The sequence below is a fragment of the Pseudomonas sp. IT-P12 genome (assembly GCF_949767465.1).
Classification (GTDB): Bacteria; Pseudomonadota; Gammaproteobacteria; order Pseudomonadales; family Pseudomonadaceae; genus Aquipseudomonas.
Genome location: NZ_CATKPY010000011.1, coordinates 1212590 through 1226904, shown reverse-complemented (window position 1 = coordinate 1226904; position 14315 = coordinate 1212590). Strand labels below are relative to the sequence as shown.

The 14315-nt window shown below is 60.2% G+C and carries 9 protein-coding genes and 1 pseudogene; 7 read left to right on the top strand and 3 right to left on the bottom strand.

The features are described 5' to 3' along the window. Positions 1 to 112: 112 nt before the first annotated feature. From rarD to ACM6IM_RS08590, 3 genes are all read right to left on the bottom strand, one after another. Complete coding sequence (gene rarD, locus ACM6IM_RS08600; protein WP_192308494.1) at positions 113 to 994, bottom strand: EamA family transporter RarD; 882 nt, start codon at positions 992 to 994, stop codon at positions 113 to 115. A 266-nt stretch (positions 995 to 1260) separates the two neighbouring features. Continuing rightward, positions 1261 to 2274: an aldo/keto reductase gene (locus ACM6IM_RS08595; RefSeq protein WP_414864824.1), complete on the bottom strand. Its 1014-nt coding sequence runs from the start codon at positions 2272 to 2274 to the stop codon at positions 1261 to 1263. Positions 2275 to 2402: 128 nt separating this feature from the next. After that, complete coding sequence (locus ACM6IM_RS08590) at positions 2403 to 3713, bottom strand: MFS transporter (protein WP_414864823.1); 1311 nt, start codon at positions 3711 to 3713, stop codon at positions 2403 to 2405. Between the two features lie 170 nt (positions 3714 to 3883). Here ACM6IM_RS08590 and ACM6IM_RS08585 point away from each other — a divergent pair, with 170 nt between their 5' ends. The 7 genes and pseudogenes from ACM6IM_RS08585 to ACM6IM_RS08555 all read left to right on the top strand — a co-directional run bounded on the left by ACM6IM_RS08585 (position 3884) and on the right by ACM6IM_RS08555 (position 14258). Continuing rightward, a complete protein-coding gene (locus ACM6IM_RS08585; RefSeq protein ID WP_201188790.1) occupies positions 3884 to 4993 on the top strand; it encodes a sugar diacid recognition domain-containing protein in 1110 nt (369 codons plus the stop codon). Between the two features lie 140 nt (positions 4994 to 5133). Beyond that, positions 5134 to 6273: a glycerate kinase gene (locus ACM6IM_RS08580; protein ID WP_414864822.1), complete on the top strand. Its 1140-nt coding sequence runs from the start codon at positions 5134 to 5136 to the stop codon at positions 6271 to 6273. 314 nt (positions 6274 to 6587) lie between these two features. Continuing rightward, positions 6588 to 7307, top strand: a pseudogene (locus ACM6IM_RS08575) (MCP four helix bundle domain-containing protein); the annotation flags it as partial. A gap of 42 nt (positions 7308 to 7349) precedes the next feature. Next, complete coding sequence (locus ACM6IM_RS08570; protein WP_414864851.1) at positions 7350 to 8213, top strand: methyl-accepting chemotaxis protein; 864 nt, start codon at positions 7350 to 7352, stop codon at positions 8211 to 8213. A gap of 316 nt (positions 8214 to 8529) precedes the next feature. Next, entirely contained in the window at positions 8530 to 10551 is a 2022-nt protein-coding gene (locus ACM6IM_RS08565) for a hypothetical protein (RefSeq protein WP_414864821.1), read from the top strand. Between the two features lie 36 nt (positions 10552 to 10587). Next, a complete protein-coding gene (locus ACM6IM_RS08560) occupies positions 10588 to 11316 on the top strand; it encodes a hypothetical protein (RefSeq protein ID WP_414864820.1) in 729 nt (242 codons plus the stop codon). A gap of 47 nt (positions 11317 to 11363) precedes the next feature. Then, positions 11364 to 14258, top strand: a complete 2895-nt coding sequence (locus ACM6IM_RS08555) for a hypothetical protein (protein WP_414864819.1) — start codon at positions 11364 to 11366, stop codon at positions 14256 to 14258. Positions 14259 to 14315 lie beyond the last annotated feature (57 nt).

Genomic DNA, 14315 nt, shown 5'->3' with positions numbered 1-14315 from the left:
TAAAATTGTGGGAGCGGGCTTGCTCGCGACGGCGGTGTGTCAGTCGACGTCAATAGCGTCTGACACACCGCCTTCGCGAGCAAGCCCGCTCCCACATTATTTGGGTGTGTGGTCAGGGACGACGCTGCCGCATCAAATGCTTGAACCCCTCGAACACCAGCACCAGCACCGCCATCCAGATCGGAATGTAGGTCAGCCATTCCCCGGGCTTGATGCTTTCTCCCAGCAACAGCGCGACGCCCAGCAACAACACCGGCTCCACGTAGCTCAACAAACCAAACAGACTGAACGGCAGCAATCGACTGGCGATGATGTAGACCACCAGCGCCGAGGCACTGATCAGGCCGAGCAACGGAATCAGCCACGCCAGGGCAGGGTACTGATCGAACACGCCGAACCCCTGTGCGCCGCCATGCACGAACGCATACGCGACCGGCAGCATCAAGGTCATGTCCAGCCAGAGTCCGCCGAGGTTGTCGGATTTCAGCCATTTGCGCAGCACGAAGTACAGCGGGTAGCCCACGACCACCACCAGCGTCGCCCAGGAAAATCCACCGACCTGGTACAGCTCGTTGACCACACCCAGGCTGGCGAAGAACACCGCGATTTTCTGCAGATACGACAGGCGTTCGCCGTAGGCCAGGCGTCCGGTCACCACCATGGCCAGTGGCAACAGGAAATAACCCAGGGACACATCGAGGCTGTAGCCGTTGAGCGGCGCCCACATGAACAGCCACAACTGCGCGCCCAGCAGGGCCGAGGACAGGACCAGGGCGGCCATCAGCCTGGGCTGGGCGGCCACGCGCCGGACAATCTCCAGCGCGCGCTTCCATTCGCCGGACAGCACGATGAACAGAGTCATGCACGGCGCCGTCAGCAGCATGCGCCAACCGAAAATCTCTACACCGTTCAGCGGGGTGAGCAGTGAGGTGTAGTAGTACATGACGGCAAACAGCACCGAAGCCGAAACCGATAGAGCGATACCTTTAGACAATCTGTCCTCGCGGATTTGAACGTTGAACGGGATGCGGAGGATACGTGGTTTTTGTTCTGAATATTGGCCGGATGATCAGGATTTACTACAGCGCCCCGTTCCCGCCTCTGCGCTCGAACACAGCATAGCCAACCGGTCGACGCCTGCCCTGAGCAAGGGCAGGCGTCGACCGGGATTCATGCTGACAAATGCTGCGCGCCCATGGGTATGTGGATACGACAATCATACCTGCGGGAGCGACGGGTTCGACCTGCTCGCGATACCGCTCACACCGTGCGCGGCTTGCGCCCCGACACAAAGTGCCCCACATCATTGAACCCCGGCGTCGATGCGTGCCCCGGCGTCACCAGCGAATCGATGAACGCTTCATCCGCAGCCGTGATCTTCACCGCTTGCGCCTTGGTGTAGGCGTCCCATTGTTCTTCGGTGCGCGGCCCGACAATGGCGGAGGCGACGGCGCTGTTGTTCAGCACCCAGGCAATCGCGAACTCGACGATGCCCACGCCACGCTCCCGGGTGTATTGCTGGATCTGTTGGGCGATGCGCAGGGATTCCACGCGCCACTCGACTTCCATAATGCGCTTGTCGGCGCGGCCGGCACGGCTGTTGGCATCGGGCTTGGCATCCGGGGCGTACTTGCCGCTGAGCACGCCGCGGGCCAGCGGACTGAAGGGCACCACGCCCAGGCCGTAGTTCTGCGCGGCGGTGATCTGTTCCGGTTCGGCCTGGCGGTTGACGATGTTGTACAGCGGCTGGCTGACGATGGGGCGGTCGACACCCAGTCGATCGGCCACCCGGATCACTTCGGCGATTCGCCAGCCGCGGTAGTTCGACAAGCCCCAGTAACGAACCTTGCCCTGACGGATCAGGTCACCGATGGCCGACACCGTGACCTCCAGCGGCGTGTTGTGGTCCTCGCGGTGCAGGTAGTAGATGTCGAGGTAATCCGTGTCCAGGCGCGTCAGGCTCGCGTCGATGCCGTTGAACAGGTGCTTGCGGCTCAGGCCCGTGCGATTCGGCACGCCGTCGACCGGACCGAAACCGACCTTGGTCGCGAGGACCCACTCATGGCGGTTGCCGGCAATCGCCTCGCCGACGATTTCCTCGGATCGACCACCGCTGTAGACGTCCGCGGTGTCGATGAAGTTGATGCCCTGGTCCCAGGCCTTGTCGATGATTCGCAGGGAATCCTCGGTGCTGGTCTGTTCGCCGAACATCATGGTGCCCAGGGTCAGGGTGGACACTTGCAGGCCGGAATGACCCAAGGTGCGGTAGCTCATGATGAAGTCCTTTTGCGAGGGGGGAAGGCTCATCAGATACTAGAACAATCGCGTGGATCAGACGGAAATACCGCCAGTGCGGGACACAATGTGGGAGCGGGTCCGCTCCCACCGGGCATGGCGGTTGGTCAGACGCGCAACGTGCGCGTCATGCGCAGTGCCAGCAGACTTCCGCAGACGATCACGCCCGCCAGAAGGTACAGCGCGGCATCGGTCGAACCGGTGCTGTCCTTGACCCAGCCGACCAGGTACGGGCTGAGGAAACCGGCCATCTGGCCCATGGAGTTGATCAAAGCCAGGCCCCCGGCCGCTGCGCCGGCACTGAGCAGGGCGGTCGGCACCGGCCAGAACATCGGCAGGCCGGTGAGGGCGCCCATGGTGGCGATGGTCAGGCCGAGAATCGCGATGGCGGGGGTGGTGGCGAAGTTCACGGCGATCAGCAGGCCCACGGCGCCCATCAACATCGGCACCACCAGGTGCCAGCGACGTTCCTTGCGCAAGTCCGCCGAGCGGCCGACGATCAGCATGAATACCGCCGCCAGCAGGTACGGAATGGCGCTCAACCAGCCGATCACCAGGTTATCGCTGAAACCGAGGTTCTTGATGATCGAGGGCAGCCAGAAGTTGATCGCGTAGACACCGCTCTGGATGCAGAAATAGATCAGACCGAATGCCCAGATGGCCGGGTTGCGGAACACGGCCAGCAGCGAGTCGGTGGTGGTTTTCGGTTGGTTGGCCAGGTCTTCGGCGTGGTCGGCCTCCAGCACCGAGCGCTCGAATGGCGTGAGCCATTTGGCGTTGGCGTAGCTGTCGCTGAGCAGGAAGTAGGCGAGGGCGCCCAGGATCACGGTCGGAATGCCTTGCAGCAGGAACATCCACTGCCAGCCGGCCAAACCGCCCTGGCCGGCGGCGAAGTGGTTGAGAATCCAGCCGGAAAACGGGCTGCCGAGCAGGCCGGAGACCGGGATCGCCGACATGAACAGCGCCATGATGCGGCCACGGCGGAAGGTCGGGAACCATTGCGAGAGGTAGAGCACCACGCCGGGAAAGAATCCGGCTTCGGCCGCGCCGGTGAACAGGCGCAAGGTGTAGAACTCGGTGGGGGTGGTGACGAACAGCAGGCAGGTGGACAGCGTGCCCCAGGTGATCATCATCAGCGCGATCCAGCGCCGCGGGCCGAATCGGGTCAATGCCAGGTTACTGGGCACGCCGCACAGCACGTAGCCGATAAAAAAGATCCCGGCCCCGAGGCCGTACACGGTTTCGCTGAATTTCAGCGCATCGAGCATCTGCAGCTTGGCGAATCCAACGTTCACCCGGTCGAGGTAGTTGAACAGGTAGCAGATGAAAATGAAGGGGATCAAACGCAGGGTGATGCGTTTGTAGACGGCATTTTTTTCGTCAACGACTGCCTGGGTAGCGGCGGCGCTCTGTGACATGGCGGGATCTCTCTTTTTATGATTTTTTGCGAGGCAACGGGTAACGTTGATCGCCATGAGAGTCTCGGCCACGGCGAAGGTGCTGTCTTTGTGCCTGAGCACAGCGATTGCCGCCCGGCCCTGTGCGGCTGAACAACTGCCCATTCATCACGCTTGCAAGGATTCCACCCATGTTCGAACTCGATCACGACCTGGCCCAGGACATCGTCGACCGGGCAATGGCAATCCTGCCGTACAACGTCAATGTCATGGACAGCCAGGGCTTGATCCTCGGCAGCGGCGAGCCGGAGCGGGTCAATACCCGGCACGAAGGCGCGCAATTGGTACTGGCCAACGGGCGGGTGGTGGAAATCGATGCGCAAACCGCCATTCATCTCAAGGGCGTGCAGCCGGGGATCAACCTGCCGCTGTGGCTCGACCAGCGCTTGATCGGCGTGCTGGGCATCTCCGGCGAGCCCGAGCAATTGCGCACTTATGCCGAACTGGTGCGCATGACCGCAGAGATGCTGGTGGGCCAACGCAATCAGCAGGCCGAACAGCAATGGCGGCGCCAGCGCTGTGACGATCTGCTGGCCTTGCTGCTGAGCGAGGCGGGGGAATCGCCGCGGCTGATCGATGAAGCGCAGCAACTGGGGCTCAAGCCACAGCTGACAAGGGTGCCGTACCTGTTCGAGCTGGGCCTGGAGCATGGGCCGGGGCAGACGGTCGAGGCCCTGAGCGCCTGGCTGACGTCCCGCTACCCGGACAGCTGGAGCGTCAGTTCGGCAAAGTCGTCGTTGCTGTGGTGCCGGGCGGCGAGCCAGTCCATCGAGAACGACCGCCTGCTGGAAAAACTCGACAAGCTCGGCTGGAACATTGTGCGCGTGGCTGTGGGCGGGCAGGCCGAGGGCGTATCCGGCTTGCGCCGCTGTTATCGCAGGGTCGGCGACTTGCTGGCCTACGGCCGCGACGTGCTGCCCCATGAGCGACTGTTGACCCTGGCCCGCTATCGCCTGCCGGTGATGCTCTGGCGCCATCGTGGCGACGATGCGCTGGACGAACTGCTCAAGCCGCTGCGTGACGTCATCGCCAAGGACGGCAACGGCCAACTGCTGGCGACTCTGCGCAGTTGGTGCGACCACGACGGGCAGAGCCAGGCCTGCGCCGATGCACTGGGCATCCACCGCAACAGTCTGCGCTATCGGATGGAGCGGATTGCCGAGATCAGCGGGGTGGATCCGTTGCGGCTCGACGGAATGCTGGCGTTGTACCTGGGCATCCAGTTGTTGCCGCAGACCTGAGGTCTTCAAAGCCTTTTTGGGAGGGAGGGACAATGCCATTGTGGGAATGAACAATAAACGCCATCGCCCCTTGTGCAATGGCCCGGCGTTATTGTTCAAGGCTGCTGGCAGCATGAAAGCCTTGGAACAGGAGAATTCGCATGAAGATTGTCATCGCCCCCGATTCGTTCAAGGACAGCCTGAGTGCCCAGGGCGTGGCCGACGCCATCGCGCTTGGCTTGACGGGTGTCTGGCCCGATGCGCAATTGGTCAAATGCCCGATGGCTGACGGCGGCGAAGGTACGGTCGAATCGATTCTTGCTGCCTGCGAAGGCCAGTTGCGCCGCACCAGCGTGCGCGGGCCGCTGGGCACCCCGGTCGACGCGGCGTGGGGCTGGTTGCCCCAGAGCCTCACCGCGATCATCGAGATGGCCGAGGCCAGTGGCTTGCAATTGGTCGCGCCCGGTCAGCGTGACGCCTGTGTCAGCAGCACCTACGGCACGGGTGAGTTGATTCGCGCTGCACTGGATGCCGGGGCGCAGCGGGTGATCCTGGCGATTGGCGGCAGCGCCACCAACGATGGCGGCGCGGGGGCGATGCAGGCACTGGGCGTGAAGTTGCTGGACGCCAGGGAGCAAACCCTGGCACCGGGCGGACTGGCGCTGGCGCAACTGGCCCGCATCGACCTGAGCGAGCTGGACCCGCGCCTGGCCCAGGTGCGTTTCGACATCGCCGCTGACGTCAACAACCCGCTGTGCGGCCCGCATGGGGCTTCGGCGATTTTTGGCCCGCAGAAAGGCGCGTCTGCGGCCCAGGTCGAACAATTGGACCGCGCGCTTGGGCATTTTGCCGATCAGTGCGCGCAGGTCCTCAAATCCGATGTCCGCGACGAGCCGGGCAGCGGCGCGGCGGGCGGCCTTGGGTTTGCGGCCAAGGCGTTTCTCGGCGCGCAGTTCAAGGCCGGGGTCGAAGTGGTCGCGGAACTGGTGGGGCTCTCCGAGGCGGTGAAGGGCGCTGACCTGGTGATCACTGGGGAAGGCCGCTTCGATGCGCAGACGCTGCGCGGTAAAACCCCGTTCGGCGTGGCGCGCATTGCCCGGCAACACGGTGTGCCGGTGATCGTGATCGCCGGCACCCTGGGCGAGGGTTACCAGGCGCTGTACGAGCATGGTATCGATGCCGCGTTTGCGTTGACCAGCGGGCCGATGACGCTGGAACAGGCGTGCAGTGAAGCGCCGCGATTGCTGGCAGAACGGGCGACTGATATTGCACGGGTCTGGCGGATCGCCGTGCGCGCCTGAATGAATGCCTGTATCGCTGTGGGAGCGGGCTTGCTCGCGATGGGGCCAGCACAGCCAACATCACCCAGCGCCTGACCAACCGCCGTCCCGAGCAAATATGCTCTTGCAGGTGCACACCCCGAGCTAGACACCTCGAGTGTTTCATCGGTGAAACACTCGTAAGCCCATGAAAAATATTTCATAAATTCTCGCAAAAAACCTCAACTCCCGCCGATACAGGTATCAGGCGGGCAGACACTTGTGCGCCAAACAAAATCGCCCAACTACGCTCACGGCAAGGATGCTCGAAGCCTCAATCACCCGAGTATCGTCCTATGTCCCTGCGTAATCTGAATATCGCACCGCGAGCCTTTCTGGGGTTCGCTTTCATTGCCTTGCTGGTGATTGTGCTGGGCGTGTTCGCGGTCAACCGCATGACGGTCATCCGCCAGGCGTCGGTCGATATGGGCAATACCCAACTGCCCAGCGTCGGCTACCTGGGCACCATCACCGAGAACGTCTTGCGCATGCGCATCCTGTCGTTCCGCATCCTGGTCAATCGTGAGCCGGCCAGCCTGCAGGAAGCCGACGCCCGCATCGTCGTGCTCAGCGACAAGGTGCGCAAGGCTCAGGCCAGCTACGCCGCGTTGCCGGCCGGCCCGGATGAAGCCGCGTTGTACAAGGTGTTCAGCACGACCCTGGACAACTACATGCAGGCCCAGCGCGAGATGATCGAGCTGTCGCGCCAGAACAAGATCGACGAGCTGCGCAGCCTGATCAACACCCGGATCAAGGACGGCACCGACCTGATGGGCGAGCAGCTCGGCAAGCTGGTGGCGTTCAATGCCGAAGCCGCCAAGGCGGCCGGGGTCTCCGCCGCCGACAACTACAGTGGTGCCATCAACGGCATCATTGCGGTGGCGGTCCTGGCGGCCCTCATGACCGTGCTACTGGCATGGCTGCTGACCCGCAGTATCGTCACACCATTGGCCCGCGCGGTGAAGGCAGCCGAAACCATTGCCAGCGGCGACCTGAGCAAACCCGTCGAAGTCGATGGCAAGGATGAGCCGGCTCGTCTGCTGAGTGCCTTGTCGACCATGCAGGGCAACCTGCGCAAGACCATCGAGCAGATCGCCGGCTCCGCCACGCAACTGGGCGCCGCCGCCGAAGAACTGAGCGCGGTGACCGAAGAAGCGTCGCGCGGCATGCAACAGCAGAACGACGAAATCGAACAGGCGGCCACTGCCGTCAACGAGATGACCGCCGCCGTGGAAGAAGTGGCGCGCAACGCCGTCTCGACGTCCGAAGCCTCGAACCAGTCGACCCAGGCCGCCCGCGAAGGCCGCGACCGGGTGGTGGAAACCGTCGATGCGATCCAGACCATGACCCACGACGTGCAGAACACCTCGGTGATGATCGAAGGTCTGGCGGCGCAGGGACGGGACATCGGCAAGGTGCTGGACGTGATTCGCGCCATTGCCGAACAGACCAATCTGCTGGCACTGAACGCCGCGATCGAAGCGGCGCGTGCCGGTGAAGCCGGACGCGGGTTTGCCGTGGTGGCGGATGAGGTTCGCGCGTTGGCCCATCGCACGGCACAATCGACCCAGGAAATCGAGAAGATGGTCGCCGGTATCCAGAACGGCACGGGCGAGGCGGTGTCGTCGATGCAGCAGAGCAATCAGCGAACCCAAAGCACCCTGGAAATGGCGCGTGCCGCCGGTGTGGCGCTGGAGCAGATCACCCAGTCGATCCACCAGATCAACGAACGCAACCTGGTGATCGCCAGCGCCTCGGAAGAGCAGGCCCAGGTGTCCCGCGAGGTGGATCGCAACCTGGTGAACATCCGCGACCTGGCCACCCAGTCTGCGGCCGGTGCCAACCAGACCAGCGCGGCGACCCATGAACTGTCGCGCCTGGCGGTGGATCTGAACGCGATGGTGGCGCGGTTCGTCATCTGATCACCGATCCCCAGGAGCGAGCGAGCTCGCTCGCGATGGACGTGAACGATAACGCGTGAACCCTGACGCCCTGCGGGGCGCTCAGGTTTTTTTTCGCATTTTTTCTGCTGATACCCCACGCCTGTACATATCGCCACCTGTCAACTCTGACAGTTTCGCTTTTTTTTCAGCGAGCGCTTAATTCGTCCAGGGTCATTTCGGCCTGCGGCGTCACGCACTGCGTTCGATGTGCCAGCAGAGCCCTGCTGTTGACCAACGGAACGGCCATGGTGGTTAGCCATGGCTCACAATCGTTCGTTGCAGAAGGGGTTAGCACATGGCAACTCAACAGGCCAAAATCAGGCAGGCCAACAAGAATACCGCCAGGCGGAGCAATCAGTTGGCCGATCTGGCACTGGAGATCGACGACGACGTGTACGCCAACAAGTCCACGGGTTTGTTGAAGGGGCCCGATCTCAAGAAGAACGGGCTGACAGTCAAGATCCCACCGTGGCAGAACCTGCCTCCGGACAATGGCGTTGAGTCGGACAAAGTACAGTTCTGGATTGATAGAGGCACCGGGACTTTCGTGGAGGTGGGGCCGTTGCTGGAGTTTGTGCGTCAGCCCGGTGAAACCGAATTACCGGGCTTTCCCTTCCCCGTTACTATTTTGCCCAGTGACTTCCCGAGGGATGACAGCTGCCGCCTGAAATACACCTGGCGCCCCTACACCAACGGTCCTGCATTAGATTCGCTGATCTACACCTTCATCTGCGACCTAGTGGACCCTTACGACGACGAGCCGCCCGAACAGCCGCGGATTGCGGTCGACTACCTGGACGATACCAACCTGCCAGAAGGCGGCGAACTGGAGGTGATCATTCCCGGGTATCCGCTGTGGCAGAGCACGGACAAAATCGGTTTTTGGGTGGTTAACGAACACGACATCCCCGAAGACCCGCGCCTTGTCCCTCCGAACCATGCGACCACGGTTCCTGCGCCCGGTACCAGCGACACCACCATCAAAATCCCCGCCGATGTGTTCCGAAAACTCGGTGATATGCCCGCCATGGTGACGTATGGCCTTCAGGATCAGGCGGAAAACAAGAGTCAACTGGCCTTGTACAAAAAAATTCCGCTGACATGGGGACTGCTGCCTCAACCGATTGGCAAGCCGGAGGTCCCCAAGGCCGACCCCGTGCTGACGATGCAGGGGGTACGGGAAGGGGTTGAGGTCTTTATCACCAAACCACTGAATTTCAAGACCGGCGATGAGGTTCGTTTGAAGTGGGGCGGCCACACCCTGACGCCTGATATTCCCTTGGGCAATAATCCGATGCCCAGCATCGGACTTGCGGTGTTGCCGGCAACATTGATGCTTGAGGACTATGGAAGAACGACTGTCGGGATCAAATCAACCAACGTCAGTTATCACATCGTTCGCAGCGGCCGGCTGTTTGGCCCTGCGGACGATGACTTCGATGTGAACCTGCAAGTCCTCCTGCCCTGGCCTGAGCCCTGGCCACCCGTTGATTGGCCCGACCCGGTTCATCCGGCCCTGCTGGAAGGGGAGGTCGTAAATCACGATGGCACTCGGTTCAATACGCTGACCCGTGCAGACAAAGACGAGGATGCCACCTTCCATTTCGACTGGTACGACGATGCCACGGATGGCCACATCGTCAATTTCTACTGGAACGGCCTGTTGGTCACCGAGGCGCGAACAGTATTCGATGATCAAAACCCCGAACACAAACCTGGAGGGGCTTACAAGGTCACCATCCCATGGGCCTACATCCTCGCCGGTATGAACGGTGATGTGCTCGTCCATTACACGGTGAGTGGTCCGGGTATCGTCAATGATCTGGAATCGACCCCCACAAACGTCGAGGTCAACGCAATTGCCGTGGAACTGCCAGCGGCGAAGTTCCCCACGATCGAGACCGCGGGCAATCCCAATTATCCCGGCTGTGACGCATTGGAGGCCGATGGTTCACTCAAGGTGAGGATTCCTGACCTCACGGGCCTGCTCAAGGATGGGGATGTCATCGAAGTCGTGTTCACGCCCATGAAAGGGGAAAACCTGGCCAACCCTGAAGAACCCATTACCTCGGGAATCTTAAGGAAGAATTTCACGATCGGCGCCGCTGACTCGCCGGTGACAGGTTTTGAATTTCTGGTAACGCCCTACGTCAAGCACATCCTGCCGCTGTACACCGAGAATCCGAACCGACGGGGTCGGGTGAAGATTCAGTACTCCTTCAACGATGGCACGGAAAACATTCTTTCCACACCACAAGTCAACCGAACGGCATTCCACGGTGCGAATGACCCCTGCATCGTTCCCCCACGAAAATAGCGGCACTTTCACCTCGTCACGGGCGTCTTTTCGCCCGTGACGATTATTCATTTACCCGGCGGCCTTTATACAGCGCCGATTGCTGGCGAGATTAAAGGCACCTTCACCCGAGTCAAAATAACGGCCACTGACCCTATTTCGAAATATAGCAGTTCGAGCCTGGTGACCATTGTGGTGCGAGACATTACTGTCAATCCAGTGATCGAAAGTTGTAACTCTTCTGCGGCTTCGAGTAAATCCGAACGTAAGTTTTCAGCCAATACGCTGGGCACTGGCACGCTCGAGTGGAAGGTCTCGCGGGGTAGCGGGAGTATCCCGCTCAGAGGGACGGATGGTAAAAATACTTATACTGCGGCACTGAAGGACGACAATGTAAACGGCGCTTTCGAGGTCGATGAAATTGAAGTCAAGAACCTCGCCACCGGCAAAATCCAGACGTCCTACGTAGTGGTTAATCATTTCCCCAGTGAGTTAACCGTCACCCTAGACATGTCTCAATCTTCGCTCCCTGAGGGCAAGGCGAAGTTCAAAGCGGAGCGGAGAAACACGGAAGTCAAGGACGCCATTTGGGAAGTTGCAGAAGGCAGCGGGCATATCGATGCCAACGGTTTTTACACCGCTGACCCGGCGGGGCAACACCGCTTCGCACTAATCACCGCACGTACGGAAATTGATGGTGTTATCGACAGAAACGGCTGGTGTATTGCCCCGTTGCCACTGATCGAGCTTCCCGACAAGCCGCCGGATGATTTCATGGTTGATTGAGACGGGTGTTTAACGATTTCCAAATTGCACGCTCTGGGAGAACGATCATGCCAGGCAACTCACGCGCTGATATTGTGAAAATTCTGGAAGCTAAACCGGTCACCGGTGATTGGGGCGCCATGACGGTGTTCAATCGCACCCGTCTCAATCGGGTTCTGCAGCAACAATGGATTGCGAAATACGACGGCACCGGTTATACGCCGCCGTTTTCCGGTCGGGCATACATTAATGAGGCGAAGACTGAATATGGTGATCTGACCGACATTGTCCTGGGCTCGCCTCGAATGTCATTTGAAGAAGCGAATTTCACCGACTCCGAATTGACGCTGACACTGAGCATTATTTCCGGTACTTACACGGCCTACGCTAACGCGAATGCACAGGAGACGGTTCTCTACAGCTATACGATCACCGAGGCGCAGGGCTACACCGTGAAGCTGTTTGTCCAACTTGCCGAGGTGACCGGCGAAGTCGATGAAATCGGTCGAGTGCTGCTGGATTTGAACAAGGGCACCCGCATCGAATGCAACCTCGCTGGGCCAAAAGAGGCAGGACTCGAACTTGGCAAATACTTTCACCAACGCTTCAGCGAGTTGCCGCCTCATCGACGCGTATTCGTTTTGGGCATGATCGACGAGAAGGGCTACAGCCCTCTGACGCCTAAGCGATTCGAGATTCGAACCCAGGCCGCCCCCGGTGCCGACGATGTCAGGTCATCGAACCATGGCGACGGGGCCGTGGTGTTGTTTATCCAGCTTCGGGGGAGTGAGTTCGGCGCCGGTATTCCTGCCAGTCTTCCTTATTTGATTCCGGATGACCAAGGGCCTGACGGTGACCTGTATTCGGCAACCGTGATCGTCTCTGAAGAATTCGCCGATCATGCGACCGATGACCAACTGGCGCTGATACACAGCCTGTTGTTCCCTGGTGATCACAACGTCTTTCAGGAAAAGGATCGGGCGAAGCCTCGTGAGCTCGTCGTGTTCGGCAATATTGACCCATCACGTACGGCCATTACGATCGATCCGCCCTTTCAGAGCCTGCAGGTCGGGGGCTCGGCATTCCAATACGTGGCCCTGCGGGACGGTAAACCGCTCAGCGGCGTCACCTGGAGTGTGCGCAGCCTCAACAGTCACAAGTCGGTCGGTGAAATTGGAGCAACGACCGGATTGTACAGGCCGGTTGCCAATAACCTGGGCAAGGAGACGGTGCGTAACGTGGTGACGGCGACTTATAGAGACCCCTCGACAGGCGTTACGCATAAGGTCAGCGCGTTGCTGCTGGTGACTTCCGAGTCCATGGCCATTTCCCCGACGTTTGCACCGAGCCTGCTACTGGGGGGGCAGCGTCCTGTCACGTTCGTGGCATCGACCTTGTTGAACGCGCCCTTATCGTGGAGTACGCCGCAATACGGTTCGCTGGTCGCGGATGGCAACACCGCAATCTATACCCCACCGACCCAGCCGTTGGCGGAGGATATGGTGGTGCAATTCATCGAGGCCAAGAACACCGTGACGGGGGAAACGGTTCGGGCTTCTGTGCTGTTGCTCAAGTACTCGACGGACTTCGATGTTACCCCCGGGTTCAACAATGGCGTCAATCGTGCGGCCACCGTGCAATTGAAAGAGAACGCTCGCAAGCCGCAGTTCGAGCGTCGGTGGACAGTCCTGGGTGCGGGCAGTGTATCGCCCACCGGGCTTTATACAGCGCCGGCGTCGTTTACCAACCCGGTCGATATCGTGGTCTGTGACCTGATTGATGATGAGGGGAACATTCAGGACTACGGCTACAGCGTCGTGCAGTTAACGAATTCAGTGACAGAACCCACCTGGAAAACGTTGTCGCGGTTCGACATCAGAAAAGTCATTGGAGAAGCCTATGCCAATGGCATGCAACAAATGGAAGTCAATATCATTGTTGCCACGACGCCGGTGGATGGCACGACCTATGGATTGACCGGTGACGAAGAAGCCAGCATGGTCCTGTTCGTGAAGGGCACCAATGACCAGATTCCCAATGTCGATCCAGGCCAGGTGGGCATCGAATACGGCAGTGACAAGCGCTGGATGACTAACAGGGTCTATAACGGATTCAAGCAATGGGAGGTTGCGCCGAGCGCTGGTCCGGCGACGGACGCCATTGGCAATCAGGGTGTGCTCACCTCCGACATCACGATTTATGTGCACACCCGTGGGAGCAGTCCGACGGACACGCCGGGCGTTACTCAGTTCCACGCCTCGTTTACCGCAGACGGCGATAAGGGGGTTTTTCACTCAATCAAGAGCCCCTCCGATAACGACACCGAGGACCAGGGACGCGTCACGCTTACGCCCCGGCCCATTCCGGTCAAGACTGCCCGCGACTACGAGTTCAAGGATGTGCGTGTGGCGGGCGGCGGAGCCTTGGGGCAGGGGCGGCCAACAGGCGAAGGATGGCCGCCGCTTGCTCCAGGGGAAAATGACGTCGACTACTTTCTGCGCACCACGGATTACTGGCGTGTTGGTTACAAGCGGGAGGGACGTGTCGATTTGTTGTTTGCCAGTTGCCGTTTCGAAGGGGTCCGATCACTGGTGCAGTGGGAGAGCGGGTATCCCAATGACAGAATGTTTAGCGCGACGGGTTACGCCTTTAAAGTGTTCGCCCCGGAGGACGAAGGTAAACCGGTGAATCGGGCGATCGAGTACGACGGCATTCTTGCCAAGAGAACGACCCCCGCGCTGCCCAAAACCTTCGAAAGCAATCAGAACCCGGTATCGGGTCAATTAATGATCACGTTAAGCCGGTTCGATGACGTGCGTCGTTCAACAGCCGTTGATCTGTATCCGTTACTGGACACATCGATGATCGTGGATCTGTTGGATCTTGAAGGGAATCGCCATCGCCTGGACTTTTCCTTCGTTCATCAAAATCGAAATCAACTGGTCCTGAACGTTCTGACGTAACTCCAGCACTGCCTATGGCGCGCCGTCATGCATGACGGCGCACCGCTTCGCCATAGC